Genomic DNA, 21,145 nt, shown 5'->3' with positions numbered 1-21,145 from the left:
TTCAAGTCCCGCTGCCCCGGCTCCCCGTCTGCAGCATCTGGAGTGCCTTCTCGACACTGAGAGATCCCGACACCTGGCTCGGCGGATAGTCCTTGAAGGTGCCAAGAAACTGCCCCACGATGCCCACTGCGGGAATCATCGTCCAGAGCTTCTCGCCCCACCAGCGGCCATACAGCAGGCTCTCGTCCTGGTAACGCTCCCACGGATCTTGTCGCAGGTTGGTCACGAGCGGCACATTGGTCGTCTCAGGCTTGCCGTTGAAAAGATTGCCCTCGATCGTCTTGAAGCTGACCTTCCAAGCGTTGTAGCGCACCGCCATCAGGTCGGCGTTGTCGCTGAAGTAGAAGAACTCGTGGCGCGGCGCAGGGATTTCGCCCTTGAAATAGGGCATGAAGTTGTAGCCGTCGAGGTGGTTCTTGAAAGTCTTCTCGCCCGCCTTGTAGCCGGTCAGCAGCTTCTCCTTGACCTGCGGCTCTCCGGCGGCGGCGACCAGCGTGGGCAGCCAGTCCTCCGCCGCCATGATGTCGTTGATGATCGTGCCAGGCGGGAGTACGCCGGGCCACTTGGCCACCATCGGCACGCGAAAGCCGCCCTCGAAGACGGTTCCCTTCTCGCCGCGGAAGGGATGGTTGCCGCCGTCGGGCCAACTGAAGATCTCGGCGCCGTTGTCGCTGGTGAACATCACGATGGTGTTGTCGGCGATGCCCTCGTCATCGAGCTTCTGGAGGATCTCGCCGACGATCCAGTCCAACTCCATCATGGCGTCCGCATAGAGGCCGAAGCCGCTCTTGTCCTTCCACTTGGGAGAAAGATGGGTCCAGACGTGGCAGCGCGTGGAGTTGTGCCAGAGGAAGAAAGGCTTGCCCGCCTTTACCGAACGATCGATGAAGTCGACCGAGCGGCGCACGAGTTCGGCATCGACATCCTCCATACTGAACTTCGCCGCCGGGTCCATGCCCGCGCCGGGCGGCAGCGGGCCGGCATCGATGATCTTCTGCTTGCCGACGCGGCCCCAGCGCGGCTCCTCGGTGGGGTCGTCGACGTCGGTGGCGTAGGTCTCGATGATGTTGCGCGGACCGAACTGCTCGTGGAATCCGGCCATCTTCGGATACTCGCCGTCGTACGGTTCCTCCATCGCATTGAGGTGATAGAGGATGCCGTAGAACTCGTCGAAGCCGTGCACCGTGGGCAGGTATTCGTTGCGGTCGCCCAAGTGGTTCTTGCCGATCTGCGCGGTAGCATAGCCGAGCGGCTTCAGCAGTTCGGCGATGGTCGGATCCTTGTCCTGCAGTCCCTGCTTGGCCGCGGGCATGCCGACTTTCAGGAGACCTGTGCGGAAGGGCGTCTGGCCGAGGATGAAGGCCGCGCGACCGGCGGTGCACGATTGCTGCCCGTAGTAGTCCGTGAAGAGCGCACCCTCTTTCGCGATGCGGTCGATGTTGGGCGTGCTGCCACCCATCATGCCGCGGTGGTAGCAGCTCAGGTTCCAGATGCCGACGTCGTCGGCCATGATCATGACGATGTTCGGTGGTTTGATGGCCATGCGTTCTCCAGATCAAATGCGGATCCACGTGACGCCTGAGGCCATGCCCTTTCTAAGATCGAGCCAACCCCTCGGATCGCCCGAACATAACCAGAACCCGAGCCATTGTTCTTGACATTTTGGGCCACCACCGAGACCATGAGCCCGCTTCAATGGCTCGGAAGGATGGGTTTCATGCGCCAGACCACCCGTCGTCAACCAGACGAGCGGCCGGACGATTCGGGCACGGTGCGCGTGGCCGCGCTGGCGGGCATACCGGCTGTGCTACGCGAGCACGACGTAGAGCTTGCGCCAGTGCTCGTCGCGATGGGCTTGTCTGTCAGCACTTTCGACCACTCGGAGACTCGCATCTCCTATCGGACGGCCGGGCGGTTGCTCCAGCATTGCGCCACCGTCACGGGACGCAGGCACTTTGGTCTGCTTGCAGGCCAGCACGCTACGGCATCATCACTGGGAACGCTCGGCGAACTCATTCAAAGATCGGCGACCGTCCAGTCCGCGTTGGACAGTCTGATTGCCCACCTGCACCTGCAGACCCGCGGAGGGGTGCCAACGCACTCGGTAGACGGTACCCATGCATCGCTGGGCTACGCGATCTACCTGCGCGACATGCCCGGCACTGCGCAGGCCTACGACCTCGTCACGGCATTCGAGTTCAACATTCTGAAGACCATCTGCGGACCGCGTTGGAGCCCGGTCGAGGTGTCGTTTGCGCATGCCGAGCCGTCGGACATTCGCCCCTACAAGCAGCTGTTCGGGTGCCGGTTGCAGTTCGGCGCCGATCGAACCGAACTGAGATTCAAGAAGCAATGGCTGGCTCAGCCGCCAGTGGGCTCGGATGCCGTGCAGCACGGTCTGCTGCAACGACAACTGCTAGAGCAGGAAGCGATTGCGCCAGACGATGTAGTCAGCCATGTGAGCGAAGCGCTGCGCAGAATGGTGGCGAACGGGCGCGTCAACGAGACGCTGGTTTGCGACCTGCTTGCGACGACGCGGCGCACGCTGCACCGGAAGCTGGCAGCACGGGGAACGACTTTCAGGGCGCTGGTGGAGGCGGTGCGGTATGAAGTCGCTCGGCAACTCCTCACCGACACCGACATGACCACTGCGGAGCTTGCGTCGTCGCTCGACTATGCCGACGCGAGTGCGTTCAACCGCGCATTCCGGCGTTGGACCGACATGCCGCCAGCGGCATGGCGCGCGAGAATCAGATCGAATGCTTCCGCGTGACCTCGTCGAAGAACCCGGTGCGCAGTCCAGCGAAAGAATCCATGCCGAGGGCAAGCTCAATGCGCGTCGCCGTCCGCGCGAACCAGCCCCACGCCGGCCTTGCGCAATGGCTCGATCATTTTTCTCGACGCCTGCGTCGAATGCACGATGCGTCCTGCGCGCTTGAGCGGATGAACCTGCCAGGCCGAGACTGCACCAAGCTTTTCGGAAGAAGCCAGCACCACGGTTTCGGCTGACGCATCCATCAGTGCGCGCTTGACCTGCGCCTCCTCCATGTCGCCCGTGGTGAGCCCAGCCTCTGCCTGCACGCCGGTGACGCCCATGAAGTAGGTGTCGGCGCGAATGCGGGAGATGGCTTCCATCGTGGCCGCCCCCACCGTGACGACCGAATGCTTGAACAGGCGACCGCCCAGCACGACGACCTCGATGTCTGCGTGAGAGACCAGTTCGACCGCCACCGACGGGCTGTGGGTGACGACCGTCGCGCGCAGGTTCATGGGCAGGTGCCGCGCCAGTTGCACAGCGGTCGTGCCGCCATCGATGAAAACCACTTGCCCGCCGACGACCAGCCCCGCCGCGGCGCGTCCTATCGCCACCTTTTCATCCGGCACGAGTTGCATGCGCCGCGCGAAATCGCCTTCGGCCGCTGCCACGGGCAAGGCACCGCCGTGCACGCGCTTGAGCAGGCCTTGCGCCGCCAGCTCGCGCAGATCGCGCCGGATCGAATCCTCCGACAAGCCCAGTTGGGCGCCGAGATCCTTCGCGACGATGCTGCCTTCGCGACGGAGCAATGAAAGGATGTGTTGCTTGCGCTGGCTTGTCAGCATGTCATGTCTTTCGGGGTTCTTCGCACTGAACGGAAACTTGCCTGCACGAATTTGCTTGGTTTTGCACGATTCTACTCATATGATCGGCGCCATGAAACTGCAACACCGCGTGCGGGTGCGCGAAGTCACCCTGCTCTCCGACAACTGGTACACGCTGAAGACGACGAGCTTCGACTGGCTGCGCAGCGACGGCCAGTGGCAGCGCATGAACCGGGAGACCTATGACCGCGGCAACGGCGCCACCCTGCTGCCCTATGACCTCGCGCGCCGCACGGTGCTGCTGACGCGGCAGTTCCGCTACCCGGCGTTCGTGAACGGTTGCGAAGACCTTTTGATCGAGGCGGCAGCGGGTTTGCTGGACGACGCCGAACCCGAGCAACGCATCCGGGCGGAGGTCGAGGAAGAACTGGGCTACCGGCTCGGGACGGTGCGCAAGATCTTCGAATGCTTCATGAGCCCGGGGTCCGTCACCGAGCGCCTGCACTTCTTCGTCGCGCCCTATGACAGTTCGATGCGCATCGGCGCTGGCGGTGGACTGGCCGAGGACGGGGAAGACATCGAGGTGCTGGAACTGAGCATCGACGATGCGTTGGCCAGGGTGGCCGATGGGCGTATCGCGGATGCCAAGACCGTCATGCTCTTGCTGCACGCCCAGCTGCATGTGTTCGGAGCGGCGCAACGCTGAGCCTATGACGCTCGAAGTGCTATCCATGGCCGCATTCGCGCTGGCTGCCTCCATCTCCCCCGGCCCGGTGAACGTTCTGGTTCTGGCCGTGGCGGTGCGCGAAGGATTCTTGGGGGGAATGCGCGTGGTAGCGGGTGCGACGGTCGGATTCGCTGCCCTTCTCGTCCTGGCGGGAGTCGGCCTGCAAACGGTGCTGGCTCGGTTTCCAGGGCTGATCAGCCTCGTCACCATGGCTGGCGTGGGATTCCTGCTGTACATGGCTTGGACGCTCTGGCGTGCTGACGGCAGCATCGGCAGCGACACCGGTGGGCGCTCGTCATTCTGGAGTGGGGCATCCATGCAGTGGATGAATGCGAAAGCCTGGCTGGCCGCCATCGCAGGAACGGGCGCGTTCGCCAACGACGGCGCCGCGCACAGCCTGCTGGTGTTTTGCGCCATCTACTTTCTGGTGTGCTTCGTTTCCATGGCCGCGTGGTCCGCGGCAGGTGCTTCGCTGCGCGAAGCCTTGAAGAACGAAACGCGGGTCAGGCTTCTCAACAGGTCCTTGTCCGTGCTGCTCTTGATCTCCGCAGCCTTCATGTTTCGAACTTGTCCATGGTTCGACCGCTCGTGCTGACTACCGCGTGTCGACGAGCTACAGCCAGGAAAGCAGATGGCAAAGGTGCCGCTGGCACCTGGCCGCGATCGTCCCTCCCTATCGAGTTTCGTTTGCTTGTTATTGACTGATCATTCAATTACGGTTAGATTTGCGTCATGGCGAGACCCAAGCAGTTCGATCCAGACGAGGCGCTCGATGCAGCAGTGGGGCTGTTTCGAGAGTACGGCTTCGCGGGAACCTCTGCAGACATGCTGGCCGAGGCGATGCAGATCGGAAAGCAGAGCCTCTACAACACGTTCGGCGGGAAGTGGCCGCTCTATTGCGCAGCATTGGAGCGCTACGCCACGGCTGAAACCAGGAGCCACATCGAAGCGCTTCAGCGGGGCACGAAGGCACTCAGTGGCGTCGAGTGCATGATGAAGCGCGTGGTCGCTGAGGCTCACCAACCTTGCCTTGGCGTGAACTCGATCAGCGAGTTTGGTGACGACCGGGAGGATTTGACGAAGATCCGCGAGGCGGTCGGAACACCCCTGCGCGCCGTCCTGGCATCGACGATCCGGCGGGCCCAGGCCGAGGAAGACTTGGCGGCCGACCTCGATCCGAACCATGCAGCAGCATTCCTGTTGGCGACCGTGGCAGCCATACGCATCGCTGCGCGAGCCGGCGCCGGAGAGCCGGAGCTGCGCGCGATTTCGCGCCTGGCCTTGCGGGCCTTGAGATAGGGCTGCTTTTTTTTGACCTATTGTTGAACGATTAGTCAATAAAGGAATCCATCGATGAAAACAGTGGTGATGATCCGTCCGGGTGGGACGAACGTGATGCAGTCGATCGACCGACCGCTGCCGGTATTGAGTGCGGGTCAGGTGCTTGTGAGAGTGGCAGCCGCCGGCGTCAATTTCATGGACATCGGTGTCAGGCAAGGCAACTTCTGGTCGGAAATGCCACTTCCGAGGGCCCTCGGGGTCGAAGGTGCCGGCCGCGTGCTGGCCATCGGTGAAGGTGTCGACGGACTGCTTGTGGGCCAGCGGGTTGCTTGGATGTACGCACCCGGAAGCTATGCCGAGGAGTTGCTGATCCCGGCCGCATCGCTCGTGCCGTTGCCCGATGCGGTCGATGACCGGACTGCGGCGGCCGTGATGATGCAAGGCCTCACGGCCAGCCACTTCGCGACAGACTTCTACCCGGTACAGCCTGGCGATATTGCCTTGGTTCATGCAGCAGCCGGCGGACTCGGCCTGCTGCTGACGCAGATCATCAGGCTCAGGGGTGGGAGAGTGATTGGCCGTGTCTCGTCGCCAGACAAGGTGGCCGTGGCGAAAGAAGCAGGCGCCGATCACGTGATCGTGGACAGCCAAGGCCGCTTCGCGGAGGAAGCGACCCGCCTGGCTGGCGGTCAAGGTGTGCACGTGGTCTATGACGGCTCCGGCCCGATGACTTTCCAGGGATCTCTCGACTCGCTGCGGTCATCAGGAACGTTCGCTTGGTATGGCCCTGTCCTCGGTGGCCCTGGCCCGATCGACATCATGAGTCTGCCGAAAAGCATCAAGCTCGGCTATCCCTCGTTCATGCATCACGTTCCAACCCCTGAGCTGCTGCGTGCGCGCTCGGCTCGACTGTTCGATTGGATCGTGACCGGCCAACTCCGGATTCGAATCGGCGGTGAGTATCCGTTGTCGGATGCGGCGAAGGCACATGCCGACATGGAGAGCCGCGCCACCACCGGCAAGCTGCTGCTGATTCCATGAGTGGTGGGGGAATGGCACTGGATTTCGGTTCTTCGCCATGCCCCGAGTGTGAAACGGGATGCCCGTTTCCTGCTCGCCCAGACGCTGCTGTGCAGTCGCGCCGGCGCTGTCAAGGTGGTCACGAAACCGGAACACGGTTGACCAGCTCGGCCCCGGCCTCGAAGGCACTGATGCTCTCGATGGTGGTCTGCATGATCTGCCCGATGGCCTCTTGGGTGAAGAAGCCCTGGTGGCCCGTCACGATCACGTTGTGGAACGACACCAGCCTCTGGATCACGTCGTCCTCGATGATGGTCGACGACAGGTCCTGGAAGAACAGGCTGGCCTCCTGCTCGTAGACGTCGATCGCCAGTCCGCCGAGTTGCCCGGTCTTCAGCGCGGCGATCACGGCCTCGGTGTCCACCAGGCCGCCGCGGCTGGTGTTGATGAGGATGGCGCCGCGCTTGGCGCGCGCCAGCGACGCGGCGTTCACGACGTGCCGTGTCTCGGGCGTCAGGGGGCAATGCAGCGAGACGACATCGCACTCGGGCACCAGGTCCATCGTGCTCGCATAGCGCCCGCCCATGGCCTCGAAGGCCGGGTTGGGGTACTGGTCATGGCCCAGCACCGTGCACCCGAAGCCCAGCATGATGCGCGCGAAGATGGTGCCGATCTTGCCGGTGCCGATGACGCCCACCGTCTTGCCGTGCAGGTCGAAGCCCATCAGGCCGTCGAGTTCGAAGTTGCCGTCGCGCGTGCGCGCGCTGGCCCGCGCGATCTTGCGGTTCACCGCCAGCAGCAGGCCGACGGCGAACTCGGCCACCGAATGCGGCGAGTAGTCGGTGACACGCACGACCTCGATGCCCAGCCGTGCGGCGGCCGCAGCGTCGATCTGGTTGTAGCCGGTGGAACGGGTGGCCACCAGCCGGGTTCCCTGCGCGGCCAGCAGGGCCAGCACTTCGGCATCGACGTTGTCGTTCACGAAGACACAGACGGCCTCGCAGCCGGCGGCCAGCGACGCCGTGCTGGCCGTCAACCTGTCTTGGAGGAAGCTCAGTTCATGCCCCGCCGTGGCATTGGCCGCCGTCAGCAGGGTCTTGTCGTAGCTACGCGTGCTGAACACGGCTGTCTTCATGAGATCTCCTTGCGCGATGCGATCGCCCGACGACAGTGGCTTCAAGACCGGGCACTATGACATCGATCGGCATCTTCCAGACGGCCCAGCCCCTGCCGGCAGGGTTTCTCGCCCTGGTTCAGGGCCGCGTCCTGCCCGCCACCAGCCGCATCCCCGGCATCAGCTCGGCCGCGAGCTCCGGCCGCTCCAGCGCGTAGTCGAGGTTCATGCGCGCGATCTCGACGTGCTCCTCGCCCAGCGCCTGCGCGCGCGAGCCCTGCCCGCGCTCGATCGCCTGCACCATCGCGTGGTGGGTGCGGTGGGCCTGCTTCATCCACTGGTGCCCCTCCTCCATCGACGACTGCATCGGCAGCATGGCGCTCGGCGATGCGAAGGGCTGGCCGTCGAGCATGTCCATCACGCGCTGGAGCGCGACATTGCCGCAGCCCTGCATGATCAGCTGGTGGAAGCGGTCGTTCATCTGCACGTAGGCCGCGTAGTCGTCCAGGCCCATCTCGGCCTTGTTGACCGCCTTGTCGCCCTCGTCGAGGCAGTCGTGCAGGTCGCGCAGCAGCTGGCGCGAAGCGCCGTCCTCGGCCAGCAGGCGGGCCGCGAAGCCTTCCACCACCCCGCGCACGCGGATCGCGTCGGCGATCTCCTGCGAGGTGAAGCGGCGCATCTGGTAGCCGCCGCTCGGCGACTGTTCGATCAGGCCCTCGTGCTCCAGGCTGGTGAGCGCCAGCCGCACGGGCGTGCGCGAGGCGCCGAGCTTCTCCGCCAGCGGGATCTCCGCCAGCCGCTCGCCGGGCACGAATTCGCCCTTGAGGATCAGGTCGCGAAGTTGAACCAGCACACGGTTTTGTTGGGAGTCCATGGGAGCGGCGGAACGAGGAATGCCTCGATTCTAAGGAGATCGGCCATCGCTGCACACAATCAGCTCGCCTTGGTCCGCTTGTTGCATACATCTCCGATGCAGTGCATTCAAAAATGAAAGATGCACCTCAAAGATGCGCCGACAACTCAGTGCTAACCCTTGTTTCAGCGCCTGAAATGCCCTGGACGAATCAAAATAGATTGACCTGGATCAGAAACCGCCCAGACAATGTATGCAATTGCATGCAGCGCATGTTTCCAACAGTATCCCACGACGGAGCACCCCCATGATCAGTGCAGAACAGAATGATTTCATCACCCGGGTCGGCCGGGGCACCCCCGCCGGCACGCTGTTGCGCCGCTACTGGCAGCCGGTGGCGCTGGCCGACGAGCTCGCCGGTCCGCGCCCGGTCAAGGCGGTGCAGCTGATGGGCCAGCACTTCGTCCTGTTCCGCGACGAGCAGGGCCAGCTGGGCATGCTCGACCGCGATTGCCCGCACCGCGGTGCCGACCTGGCCTTCGGCCGCCTCGAGCACGGCGGCCTGCGCTGCCCCTTCCATGGCTGGCTGTTCGACGCCAAGGGCAACTGCCTGGAAACCCCGGCCGAGCCGGTCGGCAGCAAGCTCTGCACCCGCATCAAGCAGGCCGCCTATCCGGTGGTCGAGCGCGCCGGCACCGTGTTCGCCTACATCGGCGAAGGCGAGCCGCCCGCGTTCCCCGCGTTCGACTGCTTCGTGGCGCCCGACTCGCACACCTTCGCCTTCAAGGGCCTGTTCGAATGCAACTGGCTGCAGGCGCTCGAGGTCGGCATCGACCCGGCCCATGCCTCGTACCTGCACCGCTTCTTCGAGGATGCCGACACCTCCGAGAGCTACGGCAAGCAGTTCCGCGGCGCCTCGGCCGACTCCGAGATGCCGATCACCCAGGTGCTGCGCGAGTACGACCGCCCGGACATCAGCGTCGAGCCGACCGACTACGGCCTGCGCCTGACCGCGCTGCGCCAGCTCTCCGAGACCCAGACCCACGTGCGCGTGACCAACGTGGTATTCCCGCAGGCCTTCGTGATCCCGATGAGCGCCGAGATGACGATCTCGCAATGGCACGTCCCGGTCGACGACACGCACTGCTACTGGTATGCGATCTTCACCAGCTTCACCGGCCCGGTCGACAAGCAGCAGATGCGCGACCAGCGGCTCGCGCTCTATGAGCTGCCCGACTACACCTCGCGCAAGAACAAGCGCAACAACTACGGCTACAGCGTCGACGAGCAGCTGAACCAGACCTACACCGGCATGGGCGACGACATCAACGTGCACGACCAGTGGGCAGTCGAGTCGCAGGGCCCGATCCAGGACCGCACGCGCGAGCACCTGGGCAGCACCGACAAGGGCATCATCACCTACCGCCGGATGCTGGTGCGGGCCATCGAGAGCACGCAGGCCGGCGAAACGGCGCCGATGCTGATCGACGCCGCCCAGGCCGGCGCCCTCACCGGACCGCCGTCGATCGACGGCATCGGCGAGGCCGGCAACACCGACGGCTACTGGCAGAGCGCCGACCGCGAACGCCGCCTCCAGTCGGACTGGGCCTCGGCCCGCCTGGCCGCAGCCTGAGCACGCGCACGCCATGAGCTCCTTTGTAGACCGCCACGGCCTCTGGTCCGACGACCAGCACAAGCAGGCCCAGGAACTGGTGCGCCGCATCGACGCCGGCGAAGTCGACGTGGTGCGCTTCGCCTGGCCCGACCAGCACGGCCTCTTGCGCGGCAAGACCCTGGTCGCCAGCGAAGCCCGCGCCGCGCTGTGGGACGGCGTCAACCTCACCTCCACCCTGCTCGCCAAGGACACCTCGCACAAGACCGTGTTCCCGGTGTTCGCGGCCGGTGGCGGCTTCGCCATCGAGGGCTTCCAGGGCGGCGCCGACTTCACGGTGGTGGCCGACCCCGCCACCTTCAAGGTGCTGCCCTGGGCGCCGCGCTCGGGCTGGGTCCTGTGCGATGCCTACATGGCCGACGGCCGGCCCTGCCCCTATGCCACGCGCCAGATCCTGCAGCGCGCCGTGCAGCAGCTCGGCGAACTGGGGCTGGACTTCATCGCCGGCCTGGAGGTCGAGTTCCACGTCTTCAAGCTCGAAGACCCGCGCCTGGGCCTGGCCGATTCCGGCCAGCCCGGCGAGCCGCCGCGGGTGTCGCTGCTGTCGCACGGCCACCAGTACCTGACCGAACTGCGCTACGACCGGGTCGACGCCGTGATGGAACTGCTGCGCTCGCAGCTGGTGGCGCTGGGCCTGCCGCTGCGCTCGCTCGAGATCGAGTTCGGCCCGAGCCAGTTCGAGCTGACCTTCGGCCCGACCGCCGGCGTGCTGCCGGCCGACACCATGGTGCTCTTGCGCAGCGCCATCAAGCAGATCTGCCAGCGCGCCGGCTACCACGCCACCTTCATGTGCCGGCCGAAGATCCCGAACGTGATGTCCAGCGGCTGGCACCTGCACCAGTCGCTGCGCCGCCGCAGCGACGGGGTCAACGCCTTCATGCCGGCCGAGCCCGGCCAGGACCTGAGCGAGATCGGCCTGCACTACCTCGGCGGCCTGAAGCAGCATGCCTGCGGCGCGGCGGCCCTGGCGAGCCCGACCATCAACGGCTACCGCCGCTACCGGCCCTTCTCGCTGGCACCCGACCGCGCCATCTGGGCCCGCGACAACCGCGGCGCGATGCTGCGCGTGCTGGGCGGCGCCGGGCAGAACGCGACCCGGATCGAGAATCGCGTCGGCGAGCCGACGGCCAACCCCTACCTCTACCTCGCGTCGCAGCTGTTCTCCGGTCTGGATGGCATCCGCAACAAGACGGACCCGGGGCCGTCCGCCGACGCGCCCTATGAAACGCCGGCCGAGCAGCTGCCGCGCTCGCTCGGCGATGCGCTCGCCTGCCTGCGCGGCGACGAGATGCTCAACGCGCAGATGGGCAAGCCCTTCGTCGACTACCTGTGCCACATCAAGGAAGCGGAGATCGCCCGCTTCAACCTCGAAGTCAGCGAGTGGGAACACCGCGAGTACTTCGACATGTTCTGACTCCGCCCGCCATGCCCACGATCCACTACATCCTGAAAGACGGCAGCAGCCGCAGCGTCGACGCCAAGCCCGGTTCCAGCGTGATGGAGAACGCCATCCGCGGCAACGTGCGCGGCATCGACGCCGAGTGTGGCGGTTCCTGCTCGTGCGCCACCTGCCACGTCTATGTCGACGAGGCCTTCGCCGACCGCCTGCCGCCCGCCGACGAGATGGAAAGCGAGCTGCTCGACGGCGTCGCCTCCGAGCGCAGGCCGGGCAGCCGCCTGAGCTGCCAGCTCACGGTGACCGCCGAGCTGGACGGCCTGACCGTGCGCATCCCCGAGACCCAGAGCTGATGCCCGCCGCCCATCCCCTGGTGATCGTCGGCGCGTCCTATGCCGGCGTGCAGCTGGCCGCCAGCGCGCGCGAGCTCGGCTTCGAGGAGCGCATCGTCATCGTCGGCGACGAGCGCCACGCGCCCTACCAGCGCCCGCCCCTGTCCAAGGGCCTGCTGACCGGCAAGACCAGCGTCGACCAGCTGGCGCTGCGCGGCCCGGATTTTTTCACCCAGAACGGCATCGAGCTGGTGCTCGGCCGGCGCGCCACGGCGCTCGACCCCGGCGCGCGCCATGTGCGGCTCGACGACGGCGCCGAGCTCGACTACGGCTGGCTCGCGCTCGCCACCGGCGCGCGCTGCCGGCCTTTCGCGCTGCCGGGCGCGACGCTCGACGGCGTGCTCGACCTGCGCACGCTCGACGATGCGCTGCGCATCGCCGACGCCGCCGGCCGCAGCGAGCGCGCCTGCGTGATCGGCGGCGGCTTCATCGGCCTGGAGGTGGCGTCGGCGCTGCGCGCGCGCGGCGCCGAGGTCACCGTGGTCGAGGCCCAGCCGCACCTGCTGGCACGGGCCTTCCCGCCGCAGATGTCGGCCTATGTCGAGGACGCGCATCGCCGCCGCGGCGTGGCGCTCCTGACCGGCCGCGGCGTGCGCGCGCTGCACGGGGCGCAGGGCCGGGTGGCCGCGGTCGAGCTCGACGACGGCACGCGCGTCGACTGCGACCTGGTCGTGCTCGGCATCGGCGTGCTGCCCAACGCCGAGCTGGCGCAGCAGGCCGGCATCGCGGTCGACAACGGCATCGTCGTCGACATGCTGGGCCGCACGTCAGCGCCGCGGGTGCTGGCCGCGGGCGACGTCGCCAGCATGGCGCTGCCGCCCGCGCCGGGCGTGCCGGCGCGCATGCGGCTGGAGTCGATCCAGTCGGCCAACGACGGCGCCCGCGCGCTGGCCTCCCTGGTGGTCGGCCGCGCGGCGCCCTGCACCGCCGTGCCCTGGTTCTGGAGCGACCAGTTCGACCTCAAGCTGCAGATGACCGGCCTGGCCGCGCCCGGCGACGACGTGGTGCTGCGCGGCGACATGGCCAGCGACCGCTTCAGCGTGTTCTACCTGCGGCAAGGCACACTCGTGGCCGCCCACTCGGTGAACAAGCCGGCCGAGCACATGCAAAGCCGCAAGCTGATCGGCGCCCGTGTCCGCCTCGCAGCCGACCAGCTCGCCGACCCCTCCTTCGACCTCAAGACGGTCGCCTGATCACCCCTTGCCCGCCGGCTCGCCGGCTTCCCTGAACGGAGCTTCCCCGATGATGATGAACAAGAGAAACGCGCTCGCCACCCTCACGCTGGCCTGCCTCGGCGCCTTCGGTGCCATGTCCGCGCAGGCGGCCGACGAGCCGCTGCGCATCGGCCTGATCGCGACCTACTCCGGCCCCTATGCCGACTACGGCCGCCAGTTCGACGCCGGCGTCGCGCTGTACCTCAAGGAACACGGCGGCAAGATCGCCGGCCGCCCGGTCGAGATCATCAAGAAAGACACCGCCGGCCCGGCGCCCGACACCGCCAAGCGCATCGCCCAGGAACTGGTGGTGCGCGACAAGGTGAGCGTGCTCACCGGCCTCGACTTCAGCCCCAACGCCTACGCGGTCGCGGCGATTGCCACCCAGGCCAAGATCCCGACCCTCGTGATGAACGCGGCCTCCTCCGCGATCACCGGCAGCTCCCCCTACGTGGCGCGGCTGTCGTTCACCGTGCAGCAGGTCACCGACCCGATGGCGCGCTGGATGGTCAAGCAGGGCGTGAAGGAGGCCTACACCGTGGTCGCCGACTACGCCTCGGGCACCGACGCCGAGACCGCCTTCAAGAAAGCCTTCACGGCCGCGGGCGGCAAGGTGGTGGGCGAGGTCCGCACGCCGATGAACAACCCCGACTTCTCGGCCTACGTACAGCGCATCAAGGACGCCAAGCCGCAGGCGGTCTTCTTCTTCTTTCCGTCGGGCGTGATGCCGCCGGCCTTCCTCAAGGTCTGGAAGGAGCGCGGCATGGAAGAAGCCGGCATCAAGCTCTACGCCACCGGCGAAGCCACCGACGACAGCTACCTCGACGCCACCGGCGACGTGGCGCTGGGCCTGGTCACGAGCCACCACTATTCGTACGCCCATGCGTCGCCGAAGAACCAGAAGTTCGTCAAGGACTTCGCGGCCGAGTTCGGCTCCAAGCTGCGCCCGAGCTACTTCGCGGTCACGGCCTACGACACCATGGCCGCCATCGACCTGGCACTCGCCAAGACCAAGGGCGACCTCACAGGCGACAAGTTCATGGAAGCGCTCAAGGGGCTGAAGTTCGAGAGCCCGCGCGGCCCGATCGAGATCGACCCCGCCACCCGCGACATCGTGCAGACGGTCTACATCCGCAAGACCGAGCGCGTGAAAGGCGAACTGGTGAACGTCGAGTTCGACAAGTTCGAGCGCGTCAAGGACCCGGCCAAGGAAAGCCAGTAACCGGCCCCGGCCGGTCGCCAGCAGCAACGGGACATCCATGGGAATCGTGATCTTCGACGGAGTGGCCTACGGCATGCTCCTGTTCCTCATCGGGGTGGGCCTGTCCATCACGATGGGCCTCATGAACTTCGTCAACCTCGCGCACGGCACGTTCGCGATGGTCGGCGGCTACGCCGCGAGTGTTCTGATGAACCATTTCGGCGTCGGCTTCTTCCCGTCGCTGGCGGCGGCCTTCGTCGCCGCCGCGCTGGTCGGCGCGGTGCTGGAGTTCTGCTTCTACCGGCGGCTCTACCGCGCCCATCCGCTCGACCAGGTGCTGCTGTCGATCGGGATCGTGTTCGTGTCGGTCGCGGTGTTCACGTATTTCTTCGGCCCGACCCTGCAGGCCTTCCAGCTGCCGCCGCTGCTGGACGGCCGGGTGTCGCTGCTGGGCCTGGAGGTGGGGCGCTACCGCCTGTTCCTGATCCTCTGCGGCGTGGCCGTGCTGGCGGCCCTGCTGGGGGTGCTCGGCAAGACGCGCTACGGCGCGATGGTGCGCGCCGCGGTCGACAACCAGCGCGTCGCCGGCGGCACCGGCATCCACGTGCAGCGGCTGTTCTTCCTGACCTTCTCGCTGGGCTGCGGCTTGGCGGGGCTCGGCGGCGCGCTGAGCCTCGGCATGCTCGGGCTCGAGCCCTCGTTCCCGCTCAAGTACCTCGTGTATTTCCTGATCGTCGTCTGCGTCGGCGGCGCCGGCACCATCACCGGCCCCTTCGTGGCCGCGCTGCTGGTCGGCATCGTCGACGTGGCGGGCAAGTACTACCTGCCGGAAGCCGGCGCATTCCTCATCTACGTCGTCATGATCATCATGTTGCTGGCCCGGCCCAACGGCATCATCCCGCGCAAGGGCCTGGCATGAAGCCGCTCACGTTGACCCCCGCCCGCCTGAGAGGCGCCGAGGTCTTCTTCTGGCTCGCCCTGGCTTCGAGCTTCTTCCTGCTGCCCGACAAGCTCACGCTGATGAGCCAGGTCATGATCTTCGGCCTGTTCGCGGTCTCGCTGGACATGGCGCTCGGCTACGCGGGCATCCTCACGGTGGGCCACGCCGCCTTCTTCGGTGCCGGCGCCTACGCCGCCGGCCTCCTGGCCAAGCATGGCTCGAGCGAGCCCTTCAGCGGCCTGCTGTTCGCCCTGCTGCTGTGCGTCGCGCTCGGCTATGTGCTGAGCTACCTGGTGGTGCGCGGCGCCGACCTGACGCGGCTCATGATCACCATCGGCGTGTGCATGCTGCTGGCCGAGCTGGCCAACCGGCTGTCGTCGATCACCGGCGGCACCGACGGCCTGCAGGGCGTGGTGATCGCGCCGGTGCTGGGCCTGTTCGAGTTCGACCTCTTCGGCAAGACCGCTTTCGCCTATGCCTACGGCGTGGTGCTGGTGGTGTTCCTCGGCGTGCGGCTGGTGCTGCGCTCGCCTTTCGGGCTCACGCTGCGCGGCATCCACGACAGCCGCAAGCGCATGCTGGCGATCGGCTCGCCGGTCGAGGCCCGCCTGCGCCTGGCCTATGCGCTGTCGGCCGGCGTGGCCGGCATCGCCGGCGCGCTGCTGGCCCAGACCACGCAGTTCGTCGGCATCGAATCGATCGGCTTCAACCGCTCGGCCGAGGTGCTGATCATCCTCGTGCTCGGCGGCACCGGCCGGCTGTACGGCGGCATGATCGGCGCGATCGTCTACATGCTGGTGCACGACGGGTTCGCCGATCTCAACCCGCAGTACTGGATGTTCTGGCTCGGCATCTTCCTGATCGCCGCCGTCATGCTCGGCCGCGGCGGGATCATGGGGGCGCTGTCGCGGCTGGTGAAGACCGGGAGGGCTTCATGAGCGCGGTACTGCGCACCCGCGGCCTCGGCATCTCGTTCGGTGCCTTCCGCGCGGTCGACGACGTCAACCTCACGCTCGAACCGGGCGCCCGCCAGGCCCTGATCGGGCCGAACGGCGCCGGCAAGACCACCCTGATCAACCTGCTGACGGGCGTCTTCAAGCCCACGCACGGCACGATCCACATGGGCGAGCGCGAACTCACCGCGCTCAGCGCCGACAAGCGCGCCCGCCTCGGGCTGGCGCGCACCTTCCAGATCAACACGCTGTTCCCGAGCCTCACGCCGCTGCTGTCGGTGGTGCTGGCGATCAGCGAACGCGAAGGCCTGGGGGCGGTCTGGTGGCGCCCGCTCAACCGCCACAAAGCCGCGTTCGACGAAGCGCATGCGCTGCTCGGCCGCCTCAAGCTCGACGCGCTGGCCGACGTGCCGGTGGCCGAGCTGGCCTACGGCAAGCAGCGGCTGCTCGAGATCGCGCTCGCCATGGCCGCCAAGCCCCGCATCCTGCTGCTCGACGAGCCCGCCGCCGGCGTGCCCGAGGACGAGAGCGGCGAACTCTTCGAAGCCATCGCCGAACTGCCGCAGGACATCAGCGTGCTGTTCATCGAACACGACATGAACCTCGTCTTCCGTTTTTCGCGCCGGATCTCGGTGCTGGTCGCCGGCCGGATCCTCACCGAGGGCAGCCCGGCGGAGATCGGCCGCGACCCGCGCGTGCGCGAGGTCTACCTGGGCCATGGAGCGGCCCATGTCTGAAGTGCTCGCCTTCGACCAGGTGGTCGCCGGCTACGGCAACGCCGTGGTGCTCGACCGCCTGAGCTTCGCGCTCGCCCAAGGCCAGAGCCTGGCGATCCTGGGACGCAACGGCGTGGGCAAGACCACGCTGCTCGAGACGCTGATGGGCAACACCCGCGTGATGCGCGGCACCCTGCGCTGGTGCGGCGCGGACATCACGCGCTGGCCCGCCCACCGGCGCGTGCGCGCCGGCCTGGGCTGGGTGCCGCAGGAGCGCGAAGTTTTCCCGTCGCTGACTGTCGAGGAAAACCTCGCCGTGGTGGCGCGGCCGGGCGCCTGGAACCTGCAGCGGGTCTACCAGTTCTTTCCGCGGCTGCGCGAGCGGCGCGGCAACTACGGCAACCAGCTGTCCGGCGGCGAGCAGCAGATGCTGGCCATCGGCCGCGCGCTCATGACCAACCCGAAGCTGCTGCTGCTCGACGAGCCGATGGAAGGCCTGGCGCCGATCATCGTCGAGGAGCTGGCCCGCTCGATCCGCCACCTCTGCGAGAGCGAGGGGCTGGCGTCGATCGTGGTCGAGCAGCATCCGGTGCTGGCGCTTGAGATGACCCACCAGGCCATCGTGCTCGAGCGCGGCACGGTGGTGCATGCCGGCCCGAGCGCGGCGCTGGCCGGCGATGCCTCGCTGCTCGAAGGCCTGCTGGGCGTCGGCATGGCCGAGGTGCCGGCCTGAAGGGTCGGCGCCGATGAAGCCGGTCGCGGTCTTCCAGCACACCGAGGTCGGGGCGCCGGGCGCGGTGCTGCCGACCCTCGAGGCCCTGGGCCGCGAGGGCGAGGCAGAATGCGCAAGCGCCGGTTCCGGCTGCGGAAGAAGGAGTTGCACCATGCGGGCTGAACGTTACGACCTGCCGCTTCGTATCGTGGTGGAGGAACCGGTTCGCGGGCTCACGCTCGCGTTGCAACAGGGCTCAGCCGGCAAGGCGACGCTGCTGCCGCCTGCACGCGCCTCGTCGTCGGCCGTGACCTTCGAGCTGGAGGTGACGGTGGATGGAAGTCTCCCGGATGGGCGACCACGCCTGCTGGGTGCATTGGTTCAAGGGCCACCCGACGCGCGCTTCGTCTATCTGGCCGTCGGCAAAAGGGCTGGCCAGGTCGAGTCGCCTTGGGACGGACGGGTCAAAGTCCCGCTCGGCGGACTCGGACGGGACCACATCGAGCAGCTTCCTCCGGGCGGGCGGCTGGTCGCGCGAATTGCCGGCCAGTCGTCAAAAGGTGCCCCGGCACTCGCGTCCGTACGGCTCCTCCCGCCGGGTTGGTCGGCGCAGTGAAGCATCTGGCTTGATGCGCGCAGCGCGCCCGGCAGCGAAGGCAGGTGCAGCGGGATGTTCGCGGTGCTGGGCGGCGGCTTGCGATGACGTGTCGTTCCAAGCGTAGTTCAATCGGTCCTACGGGGGCCTACCGGCCGATTACAAATGAAATCAAGCATCGCCGATCTGAAATCGCGCGTGCATGCGCATCGGCTTCAATCGAGTGCATGCGGTTGCACCACGGCACCCGCAGATGCAAGGACGGATTTCATGTCGAAGATCATTGTTATCGAGGAAGATGGCGCGATGCGCGTCCTGATTTCCGAATGGCTGGCCAGCGAGGGACACGAGGTCCGATCGCTGATGCGACATGGCGGCCCGTTCGACGCCGCGGCCGATGCCACCGTCGATCTCGTGGTTCTCGACTTGCCACACCCCCGATCGCGCGGTGGCGACACCGCTCGCGCCGTGCACGCGGTGCACGACGCATATCCGCATTCGTCGATCATCGGCATTTCGACGCAAGTCCCGCGCAGCCTTGGCAGCGATTCCGACGTGGCTCGCGCGCTGGGCGTGAGCCGGCTCCTTGCCAAGCCCTGTACCCGCGAAGAACTGCTTGACGCCGTGGTGGCCACGCTCGCCGAATGACGTCGAGCGAGCGTCTGCGCCACCGGATCATCGCGGCGGGCATCGTGCTGGTGGCGGCCTTCGCTGGCTCGGCGATCTACGACGGCTGGCGGCTGCACCAGCAGATCATGTTCGCGACCGAGCGCGAACTGGGCAACCTGGCAAAGGCCCTGGCCGAGCAGGGCACGCGCAATCTGCAAGCAGTGGATCTCCTGCTGCGCGACACGGGCGAATGGTGGGAAACCGCGGGCAAGGCGTTGCCGCCAGACGCGCTCTCGGCTGCGCTCGCGGCACGCGTCGCAGGGGTGTCCCAGGTCAGCGTACTGACGCTCGTCGATCGCGAGGGCATGCAGAGGAACCGCTCGCGCGTCACCGGCGAGCCGCTCGCCGACGTATCGGACCGGCCGTATTTCCTGAGCCAGCGCGAGGGTTCGGCGGGAGGCCTCTACATCAACGAGCCGGTGGTCACGCGCACTGACAGGCGCCCTGCCTTGGTGGTTTCGCGTCGGCTGGCCAAGCCCGACGGCAGCTTCGACGGTGTAGTCACCGCCAGCGTCACCTTGCAGGAACTACAGGCCGCCTACTCGGCGATCGAATTGGGCGAAGGCAGCGCGCTGCTGCTCACGCTCGACGACGGCACGCTGGTCGTGCGCCAGCCGGAGGACCCCGGCATTCCCAGTGGACAGCGCTTTCCGGAGCTGACGAGTTTCAAGGGCGCGCCACTGATAGACCGCTCCGTGAGCCCGGTCGACGGCCGCGCCAAGCTGGTTGCCGCCGTGGGCGTGGGCAAGCGGCCGCTCACGCTGACGATCACACGCGACGAGGACAACGCGCTGCGGCCCTGGTACGACGAGATGCAGAGCGCCATCATCCGAACATTGCTGCTCGCCACCCTGGTGGTGGTCACGATCACCGGCTTGCTGCGCCAACTGCGGCGCCTGGAAGCCGGAGAGGCCGAGAAGGCGGCGCTGCAGGCACGCCTGCAGAAGGCCCAGCGGCTGGAGTCGCTGGGAACGCTGGCCGGCGGCATCGCGCACGACTTCAACAACATCCTCGGCGCGATCCTCGGTTTCGGTGAAATGGCCCAGCAGCACGCCGCGCCGGGCAGCGACATGCGCCGCTACATCGACCGCGTGATGCAGGCCGGCGCGCGCGCGCGCGTGCTGGTGCGCCGCATTCTCGAGTTCAGCCGCAGCGGGGTGGCCGAGCGAGTGCCGGTGAACATCCAGGCGGTGGTGGACGAGGCGCTGGCCATGCTGCGGCCCACGTTGCCCGATGCAATCCGTATCGACACACGGTTGGTTGCAGGTTCCGCGGCCGTGCTGGGCGACGGCACGCAGCTCCACCAGGTGGTGATCAACCTGTGCACCAACGCCGCCCAGGCGCTGGGCGACGCGGGCACCGTCGAGGTCGAACTCGATCGCGTCACCTCGACGACGCCCAAGCCGACGCTGCACGGCGAGCTGCCGCCCGGCGACTACGTTCGCTTGGTGGTCTCCGACACCGGCGCGGGCATGTCTGCCGAGGTGCTGCAGCGTGCCTTCGACCCCTTCTTCACCACCAAGAGGCTGGGCGAGGGCACGGGGCTGGGGCTGTCGATGGTGCATGGGATCGTCAACGACCTGGGCGGGGCCATCGACATCGCAACCGAGCCCGCGCCCAGGCCCGCCCATGGCACGCGCGTGACGGTGTGGCTGCCGGTGTGCTGCGAGTCCGAGGCGGCGCCGGCGCGCCCCGACCCGGCCTGGCCGCGCGGCAATGGCCAAGTCGTGATGGTGGTGGACGACGAGCGCCCGTTGGTCGAGTTGGCCGAGGAACTGCTGGCCGAGTTGGGCTACGAGCCGGTCGGCTTCGATTCGAGCGAGCGCGCACTCGAGGCCTTCCTGGCCGACCCGCAGCGTTTCGACGCGATCATCACCGACGAGATGCTTCCAGGTCTGGCCGGCAGCGAGCTCACGCTGGAACTGCTCACGGTGCGTCCCGACCTGCCGGTGATCCTGGTCAGCGGCAACGTGGGGGCGGCGCTCGAGCAGCGTGCGCGCGACGCGGGTGTCGTCGCCCTGCTGCGCAAGCCGCTCGGCCTGCAGGAGCTGGCCGAGAGTCTGGCCCGAACGCTCGGCCGCAGCTGAAGTGGCTTCCCGCGGCCTGGCTGT

The 21,145-nt window shown here is 67.1% G+C and carries 21 protein-coding genes; 17 read left to right on the top strand and 4 right to left on the bottom strand.

All coding sequences use genetic code 11. The features are described from left to right. Position 1: 1 nt before the first annotated feature. Complete coding sequence (locus tag QTI33_RS32755) at positions 2-1,543, bottom strand: arylsulfatase (protein WP_286510761.1); 1,542 nt, start codon at positions 1,541-1,543, stop codon at positions 2-4. Between the two features lie 174 nt (positions 1,544-1,717). On the opposite strand from QTI33_RS32755, the gene QTI33_RS32750 reads away from it, so the two are divergent. Continuing rightward, on the top strand, positions 1,718-2,773 hold the full coding sequence (locus QTI33_RS32750) for an AraC family transcriptional regulator (RefSeq protein WP_286510760.1): 1,056 nt from the start codon (positions 1,718-1,720) through the stop codon (positions 2,771-2,773). 56 nt (positions 2,774-2,829) lie between these two features. On the opposite strand, the gene QTI33_RS32745 is transcribed toward QTI33_RS32750, so the two are convergent. Next, complete coding sequence (locus QTI33_RS32745) at positions 2,830-3,600, bottom strand: DeoR/GlpR family DNA-binding transcription regulator (protein ID WP_286510759.1); 771 nt, start codon at positions 3,598-3,600, stop codon at positions 2,830-2,832. A 91-nt stretch (positions 3,601-3,691) separates the two neighbouring features. Between QTI33_RS32745 and QTI33_RS32740 the strand changes: the two genes are divergently transcribed. From QTI33_RS32740 to QTI33_RS32725, 4 genes are all read left to right on the top strand, one after another. Next, positions 3,692-4,285, top strand: a complete 594-nt coding sequence (locus QTI33_RS32740; RefSeq protein WP_286510783.1) for an NUDIX hydrolase — start codon at positions 3,692-3,694, stop codon at positions 4,283-4,285. A 4-nt stretch (positions 4,286-4,289) separates the two neighbouring features. Continuing rightward, entirely contained in the window at positions 4,290-4,901 is a 612-nt protein-coding gene (locus tag QTI33_RS32735) for a LysE family translocator (protein ID WP_286510758.1), read from the top strand. A 137-nt stretch (positions 4,902-5,038) separates the two neighbouring features. Continuing rightward, the gene (locus QTI33_RS32730) at positions 5,039-5,605 is read left to right on the top strand and encodes a TetR/AcrR family transcriptional regulator (RefSeq protein ID WP_286510757.1); all 567 of its coding nucleotides are present in this window, start codon (positions 5,039-5,041) and stop codon (positions 5,603-5,605) included. A 54-nt stretch (positions 5,606-5,659) separates the two neighbouring features. Beyond that, positions 5,660-6,628: a quinone oxidoreductase family protein gene (locus QTI33_RS32725; RefSeq protein WP_286510756.1), complete on the top strand. Its 969-nt coding sequence runs from the start codon at positions 5,660-5,662 to the stop codon at positions 6,626-6,628. A 118-nt stretch (positions 6,629-6,746) separates the two neighbouring features. Here QTI33_RS32725 and QTI33_RS32720 read toward each other — a convergent pair whose 3' ends face one another. Both QTI33_RS32720 and QTI33_RS32715 read right to left on the bottom strand, forming a co-directional pair. Beyond that, complete coding sequence (locus tag QTI33_RS32720; protein WP_286510755.1) at positions 6,747-7,742, bottom strand: 2-hydroxyacid dehydrogenase; 996 nt, start codon at positions 7,740-7,742, stop codon at positions 6,747-6,749. Between the two features lie 118 nt (positions 7,743-7,860). Continuing rightward, entirely contained in the window at positions 7,861-8,595 is a 735-nt protein-coding gene (locus tag QTI33_RS32715; RefSeq protein ID WP_286510754.1) for a GntR family transcriptional regulator, read from the bottom strand. Between the two features lie 286 nt (positions 8,596-8,881). On the opposite strand from QTI33_RS32715, the gene QTI33_RS32710 reads away from it, so the two are divergent. The 12 genes from QTI33_RS32710 (at position 8,882) to QTI33_RS32655 (ending at position 21,121) form a co-directional block, all read left to right on the top strand. Next, positions 8,882-10,207, top strand: a complete 1,326-nt coding sequence (locus tag QTI33_RS32710; RefSeq protein ID WP_286510753.1) for an aromatic ring-hydroxylating dioxygenase subunit alpha — start codon at positions 8,882-8,884, stop codon at positions 10,205-10,207. A gap of 13 nt (positions 10,208-10,220) precedes the next feature. Then, positions 10,221-11,660, top strand: a complete 1,440-nt coding sequence (locus QTI33_RS32705; RefSeq protein ID WP_286510752.1) for a glutamine synthetase family protein — start codon at positions 10,221-10,223, stop codon at positions 11,658-11,660. A gap of 11 nt (positions 11,661-11,671) precedes the next feature. Further along, on the top strand, positions 11,672-11,995 hold the full coding sequence (locus QTI33_RS32700) for a 2Fe-2S iron-sulfur cluster-binding protein (RefSeq protein ID WP_286510751.1): 324 nt from the start codon (positions 11,672-11,674) through the stop codon (positions 11,993-11,995). Further along, positions 11,995-13,227 (top strand): NAD(P)/FAD-dependent oxidoreductase, encoded by a 1,233-nt coding sequence (locus QTI33_RS32695; protein WP_286510750.1) that lies wholly within the window; start codon positions 11,995-11,997, stop codon positions 13,225-13,227. The genes QTI33_RS32700 and QTI33_RS32695 overlap by 1 nt, the downstream gene beginning before the upstream one ends. 49 nt (positions 13,228-13,276) lie before the next feature. After that, positions 13,277-14,470: an ABC transporter substrate-binding protein gene (locus QTI33_RS32690; protein WP_286510749.1), complete on the top strand. Its 1,194-nt coding sequence runs from the start codon at positions 13,277-13,279 to the stop codon at positions 14,468-14,470. 37 nt (positions 14,471-14,507) lie between these two features. Beyond that, positions 14,508-15,368: a branched-chain amino acid ABC transporter permease gene (locus QTI33_RS32685; RefSeq protein ID WP_286510747.1), complete on the top strand. Its 861-nt coding sequence runs from the start codon at positions 14,508-14,510 to the stop codon at positions 15,366-15,368. Beyond that, positions 15,365-16,327, top strand: coding sequence for a branched-chain amino acid ABC transporter permease (locus QTI33_RS32680; RefSeq protein WP_286510746.1), 963 nt, complete (start codon positions 15,365-15,367; stop codon positions 16,325-16,327). Before QTI33_RS32685 ends, QTI33_RS32680 begins: the two co-directional genes overlap by 4 nt. Further along, entirely contained in the window at positions 16,324-17,079 is a 756-nt protein-coding gene (locus QTI33_RS32675; RefSeq protein WP_286510745.1) for an ABC transporter ATP-binding protein, read from the top strand. Before QTI33_RS32680 ends, QTI33_RS32675 begins: the two co-directional genes overlap by 4 nt. Further along, on the top strand, positions 17,072-17,791 hold the full coding sequence (locus QTI33_RS32670) for an ABC transporter ATP-binding protein (protein WP_286510744.1): 720 nt from the start codon (positions 17,072-17,074) through the stop codon (positions 17,789-17,791). Before QTI33_RS32675 ends, QTI33_RS32670 begins: the two co-directional genes overlap by 8 nt. A gap of 13 nt (positions 17,792-17,804) precedes the next feature. Further along, positions 17,805-18,386: a DUF5990 family protein gene (locus QTI33_RS32665; protein ID WP_286510742.1), complete on the top strand. Its 582-nt coding sequence runs from the start codon at positions 17,805-17,807 to the stop codon at positions 18,384-18,386. 249 nt (positions 18,387-18,635) lie between these two features. Continuing rightward, positions 18,636-19,013 carry a response regulator gene (locus QTI33_RS32660; protein WP_286510741.1) on the top strand — a complete coding sequence of 126 codons (378 nt, stop codon included), beginning with the start codon at positions 18,636-18,638 and terminating at the stop codon, positions 19,011-19,013. Then, positions 19,010-21,121 (top strand): ATP-binding protein, encoded by a 2,112-nt coding sequence (locus QTI33_RS32655; RefSeq protein WP_286510740.1) that lies wholly within the window; start codon positions 19,010-19,012, stop codon positions 21,119-21,121. Before QTI33_RS32660 ends, QTI33_RS32655 begins: the two co-directional genes overlap by 4 nt. Positions 21,122-21,145 lie beyond the last annotated feature (24 nt).

Source organism: Variovorax davisae (assembly GCF_030316845.1).
Classification (GTDB): domain Bacteria; phylum Pseudomonadota; class Gammaproteobacteria; order Burkholderiales; family Burkholderiaceae_C; genus Variovorax; species Variovorax davisae.
The sequence above is the reverse complement of the archived record's forward strand: the minus strand, read 5'-3'. Positions and strand labels throughout refer to the sequence as shown.